Origin of the sequence: Pseudonocardia sp. ICBG1293 (assembly GCF_020131355.1) — a bacterium.
GTDB lineage: Bacteria > Actinomycetota > Actinomycetes > Mycobacteriales > Pseudonocardiaceae > Pseudonocardia.
Window position 1 is genome coordinate 89,102 of the sequence record NZ_JAHLEL010000047.1, and the last position, 15,124, is coordinate 104,225.

General features: G+C 73.2%; 14 protein-coding genes. 8 read left to right on the top strand and 6 right to left on the bottom strand.

Translation table 11 applies throughout. From position 1 onward, the window contains the following. Nucleotides 1-90: 90 nt before the first annotated feature. A complete protein-coding gene (locus KPF47_RS23720) occupies nt 91-933 on the bottom strand; it encodes an IS5 family transposase (RefSeq protein ID WP_224386276.1) in 843 nt (280 codons plus the stop codon). Between the two features lie 180 nt (nt 934-1,113). On the opposite strand from KPF47_RS23720, the gene KPF47_RS23725 reads away from it, so the two are divergent. Continuing rightward, the gene (locus KPF47_RS23725; RefSeq protein ID WP_224386178.1) at nt 1,114-1,707 is read left to right on the top strand and encodes a plasmid pRiA4b ORF-3 family protein; all 594 of its coding nucleotides are present in this window, start codon (nt 1,114-1,116) and stop codon (nt 1,705-1,707) included. A 31-nt stretch (nt 1,708-1,738) separates the two neighbouring features. On the opposite strand, the gene KPF47_RS23730 is transcribed toward KPF47_RS23725, so the two are convergent. Next, a complete protein-coding gene (locus KPF47_RS23730) occupies nt 1,739-2,584 on the bottom strand; it encodes an IS5 family transposase (protein ID WP_224389824.1) in 846 nt (281 codons plus the stop codon). A gap of 416 nt (nt 2,585-3,000) precedes the next feature. Here KPF47_RS23730 and sbnA point away from each other — a divergent pair, with 416 nt between their 5' ends. From sbnA to sbnB, 4 genes are all read left to right on the top strand, one after another. Then, nucleotides 3,001-3,954: a 2,3-diaminopropionate biosynthesis protein SbnA gene (gene sbnA / locus KPF47_RS23735; protein ID WP_224391313.1), complete on the top strand. Its 954-nt coding sequence runs from the start codon at nt 3,001-3,003 to the stop codon at nt 3,952-3,954. Then, complete coding sequence (locus KPF47_RS23740) at nt 3,951-5,207, top strand: MFS transporter (RefSeq protein ID WP_224391015.1); 1,257 nt, start codon at nt 3,951-3,953, stop codon at nt 5,205-5,207. Before sbnA ends, KPF47_RS23740 begins: the two co-directional genes overlap by 4 nt. Next, entirely contained in the window at nt 5,204-6,373 is a 1,170-nt protein-coding gene (locus KPF47_RS23745) for a cytochrome P450 (RefSeq protein WP_224391016.1), read from the top strand. The genes KPF47_RS23740 and KPF47_RS23745 overlap by 4 nt, the downstream gene beginning before the upstream one ends. Before the next feature lie 74 nt (nt 6,374-6,447). Further along, entirely contained in the window at nt 6,448-7,497 is a 1,050-nt protein-coding gene (gene sbnB, locus KPF47_RS23750) for a 2,3-diaminopropionate biosynthesis protein SbnB (protein WP_224391017.1), read from the top strand. A gap of 59 nt (nt 7,498-7,556) precedes the next feature. Here the strand turns inward: sbnB and KPF47_RS23755 are convergent, their stop codons facing one another. The 4 genes from KPF47_RS23755 to KPF47_RS23770 all read right to left on the bottom strand — a co-directional run bounded on the left by KPF47_RS23755 (nt 7,557) and on the right by KPF47_RS23770 (nt 11,899). Continuing rightward, a complete protein-coding gene (locus tag KPF47_RS23755; RefSeq protein ID WP_224391018.1) occupies nt 7,557-9,290 on the bottom strand; it encodes a thiamine pyrophosphate-binding protein in 1,734 nt (577 codons plus the stop codon). Next, complete coding sequence (locus tag KPF47_RS23760) at nt 9,287-9,940, bottom strand: hypothetical protein (protein ID WP_224391019.1); 654 nt, start codon at nt 9,938-9,940, stop codon at nt 9,287-9,289. Before KPF47_RS23760 ends, KPF47_RS23755 begins: the two co-directional genes overlap by 4 nt. A gap of 279 nt (nt 9,941-10,219) precedes the next feature. Beyond that, complete coding sequence (locus KPF47_RS23765) at nt 10,220-11,518, bottom strand: heparan-alpha-glucosaminide N-acetyltransferase domain-containing protein (protein WP_224391020.1); 1,299 nt, start codon at nt 11,516-11,518, stop codon at nt 10,220-10,222. A gap of 171 nt (nt 11,519-11,689) precedes the next feature. Then, the gene (locus tag KPF47_RS23770) at nt 11,690-11,899 is read right to left on the bottom strand and encodes a hypothetical protein (RefSeq protein ID WP_224391021.1); all 210 of its coding nucleotides are present in this window, start codon (nt 11,897-11,899) and stop codon (nt 11,690-11,692) included. A gap of 179 nt (nt 11,900-12,078) precedes the next feature. Between KPF47_RS23770 and KPF47_RS40405 the strand changes: the two genes are divergently transcribed. The 3 genes from KPF47_RS40405 (at nt 12,079) to KPF47_RS23785 (ending at nt 15,119) form a co-directional block, all read left to right on the top strand. Next, nucleotides 12,079-12,960, top strand: coding sequence for a histidine kinase (locus tag KPF47_RS40405; protein WP_224391022.1), 882 nt, complete (start codon nt 12,079-12,081; stop codon nt 12,958-12,960). After that, entirely contained in the window at nt 12,864-13,238 is a 375-nt protein-coding gene (locus KPF47_RS23780; RefSeq protein WP_224391023.1) for a sensor histidine kinase, read from the top strand. The genes KPF47_RS40405 and KPF47_RS23780 overlap by 97 nt, the downstream gene beginning before the upstream one ends. Before the next feature lie 162 nt (nt 13,239-13,400). After that, nucleotides 13,401-15,119, top strand: coding sequence for a S8 family serine peptidase (locus KPF47_RS23785; protein ID WP_224391024.1), 1,719 nt, complete (start codon nt 13,401-13,403; stop codon nt 15,117-15,119). Nucleotides 15,120-15,124: the final 5 nt, after the last annotated feature.

Consider the following 15,124-nt stretch of genomic DNA (forward strand, 5'->3'; position numbering starts at 1 on the left):
CGCCTGGAGGGTCCGTGCCTCTACCTGCAACGACACCCCCACGACCTCATTTGCCGGGCGCTCTAAGAGGTCGCGCGGATTGGTTGGTGATCATGGACGTCGTGCAGGTCGGGCGTTCCAGCGGTGTGTGGTCCAGGCCTGCCGAATCAAGCTACGGAGTGTGACGATCGTGTCGGCGAGGTCGAAGAACGCGTCGACGACGATTTCTCGTCGTTCGTAGCAGCGCTGCAGCCGGTTGAAGCTGTTGTGCCAAGCGTTGGTCCGCTCGACGTGCCAGCGGCGGGTGGCCTGGATCGGCGCTTTCTCACCCTTGTGCGCGATCTCGCCGTGCAGGCCTCGTTCGGCCAGCGTGTCGCGGGTCTTGCCGGAGTCATAGCCGGCGTCGAGGTGCACGGTGATGTCGTCGGGCAGCGGGCCGAGAGCATCGAGGCGGTCGAGGGTGGGGCCCAGTAGCGGGGAGTCGTGCCGGTTGGCTCCGGCCAGGACTCGGCCCAGCGGGATGCCGTATCCCTCGACGAGCACCGAACGTTTCATACCCTGTTTGCGCCGGTCCACCGGCGACGGACCGGCGACCTCGCCGCCGCCGGGGGCCTTGGTGATGGCGCCATCGACGGCGATGTCGTGCAGCAGCAGACCGACGATGCGGTCGTAGGCGTCCAGGACGATCCGACGCAGCTGGGCGAAGACCCCGAGCCTGATCCACTCGTCACGACGATCGCGGATGGTGGTCGCCGAGCAGGTGCTGTCAGCGATGCCCTCATACGAGCAGCCGAACCGCAGTACCTGCAGGAGCTTGTCGAACACGATCCGATCCGCGATCCGGCGGCGATGGCAGCCCAGCGGATGGGTGGGATCGAACTCGTCTCGATGAGGCAGCAGCGCGGTGAACTGGTCCCACAACGGCTCGGTCAGCCATGATGGCAGGGTGGGCACGCGGCCTCCAGACGATCACGAAGCGTAGATAACTTCATGATCGGCAGGCCCGTACCCGCCCTCGCCCCCAGACACTCGACCGCGGCCAAGCTGTGACCAATCCGCGCGACCTCTAAGACGTCGTTTCAGAAGTGGTGGGCCCGGTTCTGCCGGTGACGGCGGGGCTGGCAGCATCGGCTGATGGTCGCGCCTCGTGTGTCTGAGAAGACGAAGATTTTCGAGTTGGAGATCGTCCTGACCGAGGTGGTGCCGGCGGTCCGGCGTCGGGTGCAGGTGCCGGGCGAGGTCGACTTGGCGGTGTTACACGAGGTGGTGCAGTCAGTGATGGGCTGGACGAACTCTCATCTGCACGAGTTCGAGATCGTCGGGCGCCGCTACGGGATCCCAGACCCGGACTGGCCCGGACAGGATGTCGCCGACGAGACGAAAGAGAAGCTGTTTCGGCTGGTCAAGGCTGGTGACCGGTTCGGTTACGTCTACGACTTCGGTGACAACTGGGCCCACGAGATCACCGTCGAGGCGGTCGCGGCCGTCGAGCCGGGAGTGTGCTATCCGCGATGCGTCGCCGGGCAGGGGGCGTGCCCGCCCGAGGACGTCGGCGGGATCGGGGGGTATGAGGACTTCCAGGCCGTGCTCGCCGACCCTGACCATCCCGACCGCGCCGAGCGCCTGGAGTGGGCGGGCGGGCCGTTCGACCCGCACCGCTTCGACCCTGACGAGGCCGACCGGGCCTTGGAGTGGCTGGCCTGGCGGCCGCTGGCCCCGACCTCGTAGGCGAGTGCCTCAGCGAGGGCTGGGTCGACCATCACTTCGGCTTCGGCTTCGGCTTGGTGAGGCGGCGGTGGCAGATCAGGGCGCAGGCCAGCGATAACAGCGCGGTGATCGTGGATTCGGCGCGGTCGTAGCGCAGCGCGAGGCGGCGGAAGTCCAGCAGCCAGGACATGGTGCACTCGACGACCCAGCGGACCCGCCCGAGCCGGGTGGAGTCCTCGATCCCGCGCCGGGCGATCCGCACCCCGATCCCACGCCCACTCAGGTAGCGGCGGCAGCGGGGATAGTCGTAGCCCTTGTCGGCGTGCACCTTGTCCGGCCGACGTCGCGGACGCCCCGGCTGTCCCGCCCGTTCGCGGACGCCGGGGTTGGTGTCCAGCAGCGGGGCGAGCATCCGACTGTCGTGGGCGTTCGCCCCGGTGACCAGCGCATGCAGCGGGAGCCCGCCTCGGTCGCAGAGCACGTGGTACTTGCTGCCCGCCTTCCCGCGATCGGTCGGCGAGGGCCCGGTGGCCTCGCCGCGGCGCTTGGCCCGCACGCTCACGCTGTCCACCGCCGCCCGCGACCAGTCCAGCAGGCCCTGCTGGGCGAGGCGGTCGAGCATCACCCGGTGCAGCTGGGCCCAGACCCCGGCCTGCTGCCACTGCCGTAGCCGCCGCCAGCAGGTCACTCCGGACCCACAGCCGAGCTCGGCGGGCAGCGCGTTCCAGCTGATCCCGGTCTTGAGCACGAACACGATCCCGGCCAGAGCGGCCCGATCCGGCACCCGCGGACGGCCTGTCCGTCCCCGCTTGTGCTTGCGCGGCTTGGGCAGCAGCGGCTCCACCAGCGCCCACAGCTCGTCGCTCACCAATCGCTCGACACAAGATCGCCGCGCCACGACCGGACATGATCAGCTACCAGCGCCGATCCACACAGGACCGACACGCCGACTTCTGAAACGACCTCTAAGCACGTCGCCGGGCGTCGGTCAACACCATGTCGCCATGCCTCACAGTTCTCTATTGCTCGACGCATTTCACCCGTAAGTGGAGCCTTACCTGCCCTCCGCGGGCACGGAGGGTGCCCGTCCGGACTCGATCTCCTACTTTCGAACGATGCCCAGGTCAGTCGTTCGTGCCACCATGGCTCGGTCGCATCAGGACGTTCCACAGGTCCGTACACGACCTCGGGGGCAGTCCGTTCGCGCACGTCGGACCGTGGAATGCAACGGGGGCCCCGCATTCCGGTCGACATCCCACAGGTGCCGCCACCGAATGCCGTGGCAACCACACCGAACCCTGATTGCCGAGAAGGCTGATGCTGATCTCACGCGCCGAGGAATTCCACACCGACGATCTCTATCTCGACCTGTACCCGGTTCTCGGTACACCACTGGTCCTCAAGCACGAAGGCTTCAACTTCGCGGGCTCGGTGAAGCTGAAGCCGGCCGTGGCGATGGTGACCGCCGCCGAGGACGCGGGTCTGCTCCGCCCCGGGGCGACGCTCGTCGAGTCCTCGTCGGGGAACCTCGGGGTCGCGCTCAGTGCGGTGGCCGCGAGCCGCGGCTACCGGTTCGTCTGCGTCACCGACGTCCGGTGCAACGAGGTGATGCGGCGCCAGATACTCGCACTCGGCGCCGTCGTCGAGGTGGTGTCCGAGCCCGACCCCCGGACCGGACTGGTCGGGGCCAGGACCCGTCGGGTGCGGGAGCTGCGCGAGTCCGAGGGCTACGTCTGGCTCAACCAGTACGACAACCCGTCGAACTGGTCGTCCCACCTCCACAGCACCGGGCCGGAGATCGCGAAGCACTGGCCGGACCTGGACGTGCTGGTGGTCGGGGTGGGGACCACCGGCACGCTGACCGGCTGCGCCCGCTACTTCCGGGAGACCCGCCCCGAGACCCGCATCATCGCCGTGGACGCGGTCGGCTCGACGCTGTTCGGGGGACCGCCCGCACCGCGCTGGATCCCCGGTCTGGGCAACGCGATCCGCCCGGGGATCATGGACGAGTCGGTCGTCGACGAGGTGGTGATGGTCGACGAGGTGGACACCGTCCGGATGTGCAGGCGGCTCGCGTCGTCGGGCTACCTGCTGGGCGGGTCCACCGGCACCGTCGTCAGCGGGGCGCAGAGCTGGGTGCGGCGCAACCGGCCGGACGGACCGGTGGTCGCGGTCTCCCCGGACACCGGGGTGCCCTATCTCGACACCGTCTACGCCGACGACTGGGTGCACCGCACCTACGGCGGGGACACGCTCACCGCCCCGTGAGTGCCCCGCTCGCACGGACGGTCGCGCCGCTGCGGCGCCCCGCCTACCGCGCCCTGCTCGCGTCGCTGACCTGCTCGCTGCTCGCCACTGGGGCCTGGACCCTGGCCCTGATCTGGCAGGTGCTCGACCTGGGCGGCGGCCCGGTCGAGGTCTCGGTGGTCGGTGCGACCGGGTCGGCCTTCGCCGTCGTCACGTTCCTGCTGGGCGGGGTGCTCGCCGACCGGGTCCCGGCCCGTCGGCTGCTGACCGGGGTCGAGGCGGTGCGCGCCTGCAGCACGGGTGCGGTGGCGCTGGCCTCGGTGTCCGGTCATCTCACGCTGGTCCACCTGGTACTCGCCGCGGCGGTGCAGGGGGTCGGCACGGCGCTGTACATGCCGTCCTACTCGGCGCTGCTGGTCCGGGTCCTGGAGCCCTCCGAGCTCCCGGTGGCGAACAGCATCGAGGGCATGCTCCGCCCGGTCACGGTCCAGGCGCTCGGCCCGGCGGCGGCGGGTGCGCTGGTCGCCGTGTGGTCGCCGGCCGCGGCGGTCGCGGCGGCCGCCTGCGCGGCGGTCGCCGCCGCGGTCGCGGCGGCCCGGCTGCCGCACACCGATCCGGACCCGGCCGCCCTCTCGGAGTCGCTGACGGCCGGGCTGCGCGGCGGGCTGCGGCATGTCGTCCGCACCCGCTGGCTGCTCACCACGTTGCTCTACTCCTCGGTGGCCACGCTGGTCGTGATGGGCCCGATGGCGCTGCTGACCCCGTTCGCGGTCCGGGACTCCGGGGGTGGGCCCGCCGAGCACGCGCTCGTACTTGCTGCTCTCGGGATCGGCGCGGCGGCGGGATCGGCGGCCTTCCTGGTGGTGGCCCCGCCCCGCCGCCACCTGAGCGCGATGATGGTCCTCTGGGCGCTCGCCTGCCTCCCGCTCGCCGTGTTCGGGACGGGGGCACCGCTGTGGCTGATGGTGACCGCCGGGTTCGTCGTCGGGACGCTGTTCAACGCCCCGATGGTGATCTGGGGGACGCTCCTGCAGCAGCGCGTGCCGCGCGCGCTGCTCGGACGGGTGTCCGGACTGGACTTCTTCGTCTCGCTCGGTCTGCTGCCGGTGTCGATGGCCCTCGCCGGGCCGGTCGGTTCCGCGATCGGTCTGCAGGCCACCTTCCTCGGAGCCGCCATGATCCCGGCCGTGCTGGCGGTGGTGGCCGTGCTCGCCGGCCGCCTGCGCGCCGAGGAGTCGGCCCACCCCCTCGAGGTCTCCCGGAGGACGCGGTGACCCCCGACCCGCCCGAGGCGACCGGCACGACGGCTGCCCCCGCTCCCGGCTCGCTGCCCGTCGGACCGCTGCCGGACGGCCTGGACCCCGAGTCGGTCACGGCCGTGCGGCGCATTCCCTTCGAGGGCACGCACTACTGGAGCGTCGGCGACTACGACCTGGCCAGGACGGTGCTGTCCGACCCGCGCTTCAGCCGCGAGGCCGCCGTCGCGCCCGGCGCGACCGAGCTGACCGCGCTCAGCCCGGCCGCCGAGTCGATCGTCAGCATGGACGGCGCGCCGCACGGCCGGCTGCGGCGGCTGATCGCCGGCACCTTCACCGAGCGGGCGACGGCCCGGTTCGCCGGTGACGTCGGGACCGACGTCGCACGGCTGCTCGACGCGATGGCCGACGGCGAGCCCGCGGCCGATCTCGTCGGGTCCCTGTGCGCCCGGCTGCCGTTGTCGGTGCTCTGCCGGATCCTGGGCATCCCGCTGCGCGACGAGGACGAGTTCCGATCGCTGGTCGGGGTGCTGTTCGCCCTCGACGAGGACCGCTCGGAGGCGCGTCGCAAGGGATACCGGCTGGCCGCCTACATCAGTGGCCTCGTCCGGCGCAAACGAGCCGACCCCGGCCCGGACCTGCTGAGCTCCCTGATCGCCGCGCGCGACGCCGACGACCGCCTGACCTCCCGGGAGCTGGTCACGCTGTGCCTGGCCCTGCTGATGGCGGGCTACGAGACGACCGCCGACCAGCTCACCCTGTCGGTGCTGACGATGCTGCTGGACCGGGACCGCTGGGAGGCCGCCTGCACCGATCCGGGTGTCGTCCCGGCACAGGTCGACGAGCTGCTGCGGCTGGCGCCGTCCACCCCGCTGTCCTTCACCCGGGTCGCCACCGAGGACGTCGAGCTGGGGGACGTCACGGTCCGCGCCGGCGACCCGCTGGTCGTGTTCTCGATGGGGGCCAACCGGTGCCCGCGAGCGGCCGGATCGCCACACCTGACGTTCGGGTACGGCGCGCACCGCTGTGTCGGCGCCCCGCTCGCCCGGATGCAGCTGGTGACCGCCGTGACCGGACTGACCACGCGCTTCCCCGGCCTGCGCCTCGACGAGGACCCGGCCGACCTGCCGTGGAAACCGCTCGGCGCCACCCGCGGCCTGACCCGGCTGCGCGTGCGCTGGTGACCACACCGACCCGGTCGTCGCCGGCCCGCATCCCGCCGATCCCGACCGTCGTACCCGACCGAGGAGGACCTCCCGTGACCATCACCGATCCGGCAGGACAGGCCGCCGCCCACGACGGCGCCGAGCCCGGCGCCCTCGAGATCGTGCCGGCGGCCGCCGTCGGCCGGGCACTGGACGAGCTGCGCCCCACCCTGACCGGGACCGTCGCCGAGGCCTACCGGGCCCACGACGCCGGACGGACCGTCAACCCGGCGAGCGGATTCCTCCGGTTCCCGTCCACACCGGACGCCCGGATCATCTCGCTGCCCGCCAGCCTGGAGTACGGCCACGGGGTCGCCGGGGTGAAGTGGATCGCGAGCTTCCCCGGCAACGTCGCCCGCAACCGGCAGCGCGCGTCGGCGGTGCTGGTGCTCAACGACCGGGCGACCGGCTACCCGGTCGCGTGCCTGGAGGCGGGCCGGATCAGTGCCGCCCGCACGGCCGCCTCGGCCGTGCTCGGCGCCGAGGCCGTGACCGGCGGCCGGCGGGCCGAGCACGTCCTCGTCGTGGGCGGCGGGGTGATCGCGCGGACCGTGGTCGACCACCTGCTGGCCGACGGCTGGTCGATCGGCAGGCTGACCGTCCTCGACACGGTGCCGGAGTACGCGCAGCGGCTCGCCGACCACGCGGCCGCGGGCGGGATCGCCGCAGGGACGGTCACCGATCCCGCCACGGCCGCCGCCGACAGCGACCTCGTCGTCTTCGCGACGACCGCACCCGCCCCGTGGTACGAGCAGCCGCTGCCCCCGGGCCAGACGGTGCTGGAGCTGTCGCTGCGCGACCTGCCGGTGTCGGCGGTGCTCGGCGCGAACAACATCGTCGACGACGTCGACCACTGCCTGACGGCGGCGACCTCGGTGCACCTGGCGGAGCAGCAGGTCGGGCACCGGGAGTTCGTGTCCGGCACACTGGCGGGTCTGCTCCGTGGCGAGGTCGGGCTGGATCCGGCCCGGCCGACGGTCTTCTCGCCGTTCGGGCTCGGCGTCCTCGACCTCGCCGTGGGGGTGCGGGTGCTGGAACGGGCCCGCGCCGCGGGCGACCTCGTGCGCGTCGACGGCTTCCTGGGCGACCCCACCCGCTGGTAGCCCGGGCCCGGCGACACGGGGCGCGGCGGCGGGTGGACACCCGCCGCCGCGCTCGGCGGTCAGCCGGGCAGCACGGGCACGTCCCCGTCCAGCGGTGCACCGGCGTGCGGGCCGTCGTCGAGGCCGACCCGGACCCAGACCACCGCGACCCGTCCGGCGCGGGTCTCGGCGTAGGCCTCGGCGACCGCGGGCCCGACCTGCGCGGCCTCGGTGACCCCGAACAGCCGGACCCGGGGGTCGGGGGACCCGGGGAGGTCACGTCCTGCCCGCGCGAAGATGCCGGCCGGGATGCCGTCCCCCGGCCTGCGCTGGCTCTCCAGCCACCCGTACCCACCGTTGTCGACGACCACGTACAACACCCCGAGCCCGTGGTCGGCCGCGGTCGGGAGGTCGGCGTCGACCAGGGTGAACGCCCCGTCCCCGACGACCGCGACCACACAGCGCTCCCCCACCGCCCGCTTGACGCCCACCGCGGCCGCGGCCCCGAAGCCGAGCGGTGTCTGCTCCGACGGCGCGACCCAGCCGCCGCCACCGCGGCACACGTAGGCCGGCCAGTGGTAGGTCAGCATGTCGGCCAGCCCGTTCTCGGCGACGAGGACCCGGTCGTCCGGGGTGTGGGCCGCGACCGCGGCCAGCGCGTCGGCGACCCGGGCCGGACGGACCCCGGCCCCGGGGGTCGTCGCCTGCTCCGTCCCGGCGGCGAGCGCGGCGGCGCGGCACACCTCGCCCCGTCGCCGCCACGGCCCCCGGTCCGGCCCCGCGCAGGCCGCCCAGCCGCGGGCCACCGCGGCGACGTCGCCGACCACCCGATGACCGCCGTGTCCCGCGGAGAACTCCGCGGCCGCGCGGTTGACCTGCAGCACCGGGACCGTCGTCCCGATCGCGTCCGGCCAGCCGATCGTCGCGGTCTCCTCCAACCGGCTGCCCAGCGCGACGACGAGATCGGCCTCCGCCCACAGTGCAACGACCTCGGCGTGGCAGTAGAGCCCGCTCAGCCCCACGACGTGCGGGTGCTCCTCGTCGATGCGCCCCCGGCCGGACGCGGTGAGGAACACCGGGGCGTCCAGGGCCTCGGCCAGCGCGAGCACCTCGGGCGCCGCACCCCGGGCACCGCCGCCCGCCAGGATGAGCGGGCGCTGCGCCCCGGCCAGCAGCCTCCCGGCTCGGGACCCCTCCGGGAGCGGGCCCGCCGTGGCCTCCTCGATCGACGGCCCGTCCCCGGGCGGCACCGGGACGAGGGCGTCGAGCAGGTGCTCGGGGATCTCGAGGTAGACCGGGCCCGGCACCGGGCCGGTCGCCGTCCACAGTGCCTGACGCAGCGCCGGGACCAGCCGCGCCGGGGTCTCGACCCGGATGGCACGGCGTACCAGCGGACCGAGGACGGCGACCTGGTCGAGCTCCTGGAACGCCCCGGTGTCGCGGTGCTCCGGCGCGGTGCCGGTGGCGAGGACGAGCAACGGTGTGCGCGACGCGGACGCCTCCAGCACCGCGGTGCTGACGGTGGTCACGGCGGGTCCCTTGCCCACCACGACCACCCCGGTCGTCCCGGCCGCCTGGGCGTGCCCGACGGCCATGTACCCGGCGGCGCGCTGGTCACGGCACACGACCAGGTGCGGCGCGGCCGGAGCCGGTCCGGCCGCGGCCCGGAGCATCGCGACGTCGTCGGAGGGCAGCCCGAAGACCGTGCCCACCCCGGCCGCGGCGAGCTCGGCCAGGACCGCGGGCCAGGCCCCCTGCACGACGTCGCCGGCGGCCTGCCCGGGGGTGTCGCCGACCGTCCCGGCGGCGCTCATCGGATGCTCCCGGCGGTGGTCGTCCCGGTGCCGAGCAGGTGCTCGGCGAAGGCCGGGTCGGCCCCGATCGTGCGCAGGTGCTTGCGGGCGAGGTCGGCGCACATCGCGCGGTACGCCTCACCGCGGCGGCCGTCCCGGTCGTCGAACCGCAGTGCGATCGGTATCGCCCGTTCCAGGACGTCGTAGATGTCGTCGGCGCAGCCCTCCTGCATCCCGACCCTCAGCGCGTGGGTCCCGAACCCGATGTGTCGCGACTCGTCGCGACACATCGCGGTGTAGGCGGTGCGGATCCCGGGCAGCACGTCGAGCCGGCGCAGGGTCCGGACCAGCGCGCGCTGCCCGACCAGCGCCAGGATGCCCTCGGTGACGAGGTGGAACAGCACCACCGCCCGCAGCCACCGCCGGTAGTCCATCGGCGTGCCGAGCAGGTCGGCGACCAGCTCCCCCTCCAGCAGCGTCAGCTCACGGTGCGGCGTGTCGGAGTCGTTCCAGGCCTGCGCGAGCATCCGGCGCGGCTCCGGGTCGAAGCCCGCGACCTCCGCGCCGAGGCGCAGCATGAGGTGGGTGTGCCGGGTCTCGTCGGCGATCTGGGTGCCGAGGAAGACCGAGTAGCTCTCGTCCGGGGACCCCACCAGGATCGGGCCCAGCATGTCCAGGCCGGTGTACCCCCCCGACGACGAACGTCCTGATCGAGTCGACGACCGTGCGGCGCAGCGCCTCGGGGAGGTGCCCGAGCGCGTCGGCGTCCGGGCCGAGCTCGACGTCGGCCGCCGACCACTGCTGGCGCTCCCAGCGGCGGTAGAGGTCGACCGGCCCTGGCCGGTCGGCCGCGACGTACTCGGCGTGGCCGAGCACCGCCTCGGCGGGGAGCGCAGGCATCTCGCTCAGCTGCGCGTCGTCCATCATGAGGGTGGTCCAGCGCGCGGTGGTCATGTCGGCCTCCTGTGCTCGGAAGGGTGCAGATGCCGTGGGGCTGCCGGCGCGGCGATGCGCCGGCACAGGTAGCTGATGGGACGTTCGAGGGGCCCCTGCCCGAGCCGGCTGCGCCACACCGTCGCGAGGACCAGTGCGCCGACGACCATCGCGACCAGGACCAGGTAGAGGTGCTCGATGAACAGCCGGGCCAGCAGCTCGGGGCCCAGGATCGCGATCACGACGATGTGACCGACGTAGCAGGTCAGCGCCAGGCTGCCGACCGCGATGAGCGGTGTGAGCGGTCCCGGCACGCGGTCGCCGAGGACGAGCAGGACACCGAGCAGGACCATCGAGAGCCCGATGACGCCGCCGATCTCCAGGGGGGCGCCGCTGTGCCCGGCCGTGGTCAGCAGCGCGACGGGGTGCACGGTCGGCACCGCCCCGATCGCGGTCGTGGCCAGCCGCCTGGCCTCGGCGACGTCGGTGCCGAGGTCGGCCGCCATCAGTGCGTATCCGCCCAACGGCCCGGTCAGCAACCAGGACAGTCCGTAGCAGGCCGCCGTCACGGTGGCCCCGCCCAGGACCAGGGCCCGGCGCACGGCGGCCTCGCGCAGCGGCAACCTGCCGATCGCCATCCCGGCGAGCAGGAAGGGCGCCCAGGTCAGGAGCGGGTACACGCCGGTCACGGTCAGCACGAGCGCGGCATGGGCGATCCCGGCCGGTGAGGTCAGGTGCCACGGAGCGATGGTCTCGCCGACGCCCTCGTCGCCGACGATCCCCGCACGGAGCAGGAACGACACGACCGGCCCCAGCACCGCGAGCAGCGCCGCCGCGGCGGCGAGCAGCACCGGTCGTACCCGCAGGATCGGCAGGGCCAGCAGGAAGAGCGCGGCGAACGCGGTGAGGATCTCCTTCACCGAGGTGCCCAGCGCGGTGAGCGCGAGACCGAGCCCGAACAGCAGCACCGCGCGCACCGCGAGGCGTACCCGCCGCTCCCGCATGGCGGCCCCGGCGGGCGGGTCGTCCGCGCCGCTGAGCAGCGCGGTCGTGATCCCGGCCAGCACGGCGAACAGCCCGGCGGACCGCCCCGAGACGATCGCCTGCAGGGTCGAGTCCGGGAAGGTCTGGTAGGGGTTGAAGTGCGCCACGAACATGCCCAGCACCGCGAGGCCGCGGGCGGCATCGAGGCCGAGCAGCCGGGCGCCCCGTCGACGCTGCGTGGACCGCGGCCAGGAGGCGGTGGCCCGGGACGGGGTCGGCGGCCGGTCCGGATCCGGCCCGGTGGGGCCGGGTGAGTCGGGTGGAGGGTGCACACGATCATCGTGCCCGTGCCGCCGTGGGGCGGCATCGAACGAAAGAAGGATCATCGCATTTCCCGGGTCGGCCGATTTCCGTACGTGTTTCCGCGCCCCGGAACAGGACCGGCCGGGCGCTCCCGGGGGGTGGAGAGCGCCCGGCCGGAGTCGGGAGGTGTCGCGGACGGGTCAGCGCGGGGAGGACTTGGATCCGGATCCGTGCGAGACCCGCCAGACCCAGGTGACGACGACCACCACCAGCGCGACCACGACCACCGTGACGCCGACGTTGACGGGGACGGAGACACCGTCCATGAACTGCTGTTTCAGCATGTTCGATCCGATGATCGCGATCAGGTACACCCACCAGGGTGCCCAGCGGTTGTCCGGTTCGGCCACGGGTCTCTCCTCGTATATCTTCGACGGAATCGTCGATGTGCGCGTGCTCGAATCCGATTCTGGCAGCACGGATCCGGGTCCGGCATCGTGCGAAAGTCGCATTCGAAACAGCGGGCCGGATGTGGTCAGCTGGAGGCATGACTCTCGCGCCCGCGTGGTTCCGGCGGCGGTACCCCCTGGTGAACAGGCAGGACCTCACGCTGGTCACCGGGTCGCTCGCGATCGGGGCGGTGCTGTACCCGCTGATGGTCGTGCCCGCGCTCGGCGGGCGGGTCGAGGGCCCGCTCGCGGTGGAGCTCGTCGCCACCTTCCTCGGGCTGTGCGTGGCCCAGCTCTTCCGCCGCCAGGCCCCGGTGCCCGCGCTCGCGGTGGGCACCGTGCTGCTGCTGATGGACGTCGTACCCGGACCGAGCATCCCGGCGTGGATCGTCTACGCCGACCTGCTCTACGCGGCGACGCTCCACGGGCCGCAGCGTCTGAGTCGCCACATGGTCCCGCTCGCCACCGTCCTCGCGGCGCTGCTGATGATCACCCTGGTGGCGCTGGACCCCGCCTGGCAGGACGGCCTGGTCACCGCCGTGGGCGCCATCCCGCTCGTGCTGATCCCGGTCGCCTGGGGGCGCAACGTCCGCCACCACCAGGAGACCGCCTCGGCCGAGCGGCGCTTCGCGGAGCAGGCGGCACACATCGCCGACCTGGACCGGGCGTCGGCCGTCCATGCCGAGCGCAACCGGATCGCGCGCGACCTGCACGACGTCGTCGCGGGCCACGTCGCGTCGATCGCCTTGCAGGCCGAGGCCGCCGTGACCTCGGCGGCCGTGCACGACCCTGCGGTGAGCGACCTGGTCGGCCGGATGCGCGAGGAGAGCGTGCGGGCGCTGCGCGAGATGCGGTCCATGATCGACGTTCTGCGGGCCGACGGGTCGGGATGGCCGAGGACAGCTCGCCGGGCAAGCTCTCCGACGTGCCGCTCCTGGTCGACTCGGCACGCGGCAGCGGGCTGCGGGTCGAGCTGCGCTCGCTGCCCGCGACGGAGGAGCTCACCGGGACGGTCGAGCTGACCGCCTACCGCATCGTGCAGGAGGCCCTGCTCAACGCGTGCAAGCACGCGCCGAACTGCGCCGCGACCCTCACGATCACCCACGACGGGTCGTCGCTGCTGGTCGAACTGCGCAACGACCTCCCCCTCGGCACCGGGCCGGCGTCGGTCGCCGAGACCGGCGGCGGCCGGGGCCTGGTGACCATGCGGGAACGCGCCGAGGCCGTCGGCGGCAGGCTGACCGGTGGCCCCGACGGTGACGGCTGGCTGGTCCGGGCCGCCCTGCCCCGGCTGGCCTGACCGGGGGCGCGGGCACCGGTCGGTCGCGATTCGGTGATCGGTCGGCGAACAGTGGGTGATCCACCCGAACCATCCGAAACGGTGAACTAGATTGCCCCTATGGGGGATACACGTGAGAAGTCGGGCGCACGACGCCGGGGGATCCGGGTACGGACGGTGACCATGGTCGCCGCCACCGTCACCGCACTGGTGGCCGGCGCCGTGGTGGCCACCGAGGCGGCGGCGCAGCCGGCCGACACCGAGTACACCGTGCTCGCCGAGCGCCCGTCCGATCTCGCGGCCGCCAGGGTGGCCGTCGAGGACGCGGGGGCGACGGTGGTGCGGGAGAACCCGGCCGTCGGGCTGGTCGTCGCCAGGGGCCCGGCCACCGGGTTCGTCGAGCGCGTCGCCCAGTCCCCCGCGGTGCTCGGCGCCGGCCGGGTGCGCCCGATCGGCTCGCTCCCGACCGCCGGGCTGCGCACGGCCGCACCGGCCGCCGACATCCCCGGGATCGACCCGGTGGAGCAGGAGCACCGCAGCAGGCCCGGACCGGCTCCGTCCCCGCGGTTGCGTACGCCCGCCGAGCCCCAGGCACCGGGCCTCGACCCGCTCGACGCCACCCGGTTCGGGATGACCATGACCCGGGCCGACGCCGCCCGCGCCGTCGAGCCCGGTGACCGCCGGGTCCTGGTCGGAGTGCTGGACTCCGGGGTCGACGCCGGCCACCCCGACCTCGCGGGCCAGCTCGACACCGGTTTGTCGCGCAACTTCGCACCCGACATCCCGACCGACCCGAACGGCACGCCGTTCGACGGTCCCTGCGAGGACCCGTCCTGCCTGGACCCGGTCGGCCGGGACGACCTGGGGCACGGCACCCACGTCGCCGGGATCATCGCGGCCGCGGCCGACGGACGCGGCATCTCGGGCGTGGCGCCCGAGATCACCCTGGTGGACCTGCGCGGCGGCCAGGACAGCGGACTGCTGTTCCTGCAGCCGGTGGTCGACGCGCTCACCCACGGCGCCGACGTGGGCGTCGACGTGATCAACATGTCGTTCGGGGTCGATCCCTGGGTCTACAACTGCTCGTCGTCCGAGCCCGACTCGGCGGAGGCCCGGATCGAGCAGCAGACCGTGGTCGCCACGATGGACCGGACCCTGCGCTACGTCCACGAGCGCGGCGTGACCCTGGTCGGCTCGATGGGCAACAACTACGACGACCTCGGCGCCCCGAAGGTCGACCGGCTCAGCCCGACCTACCCGGTGGGCAGCGCGTACCCGCGACCGATCGACAACGCCACCTGTCACAGCCTGCCGGTCGAGGGACCGTTCGTGCTCGGGGTGTCCTCGGTCGGACCGTCGAGGATCAAGGCCGACTACTCCAACTACGGGATCGAGCAGACCGACCTGGCCGCGCCCGGCGGATGGCTCCGCGACGGTCTGGGGACCCCGGCGTACGAGTCCAACGAGAACCTCACGCTGTCGACCTTCCCGAAGGAGATCCTGCAGGCGATCGGCGACGTCGCGCCCGACGGTTCGATCACCGAGCAGGGCCAGGGCTTCGGCGTGCAGCGCGGCTGCGACGCCACCGGCGGGTGCGGCTACTACGCCTACCTGCAGGGCACCTCGATGGCCGCGCCGCACGTCGCGGCGGCCGCCGCGCTGGTGGTCAGCAGGTTCGGCACCGAGCAGCCCGGCGGCGGTTTCGGGATGGACCCGCTCCGGGTCGAGCAGATCCTGCGCGACACCGCGGCGGACCGTGCCTGCCCGGCTCCGGTGCTGAGCTACGCCCCGCAGGGCCGGGGGCCCGAGTACGACGCACCGTGCGTGGGGACCCCGGAGCGCAACGGCCACTACGGCGACGGGATCGTCGACGCCTACGCCGCGGTGACCGCACCACGGTGATCACA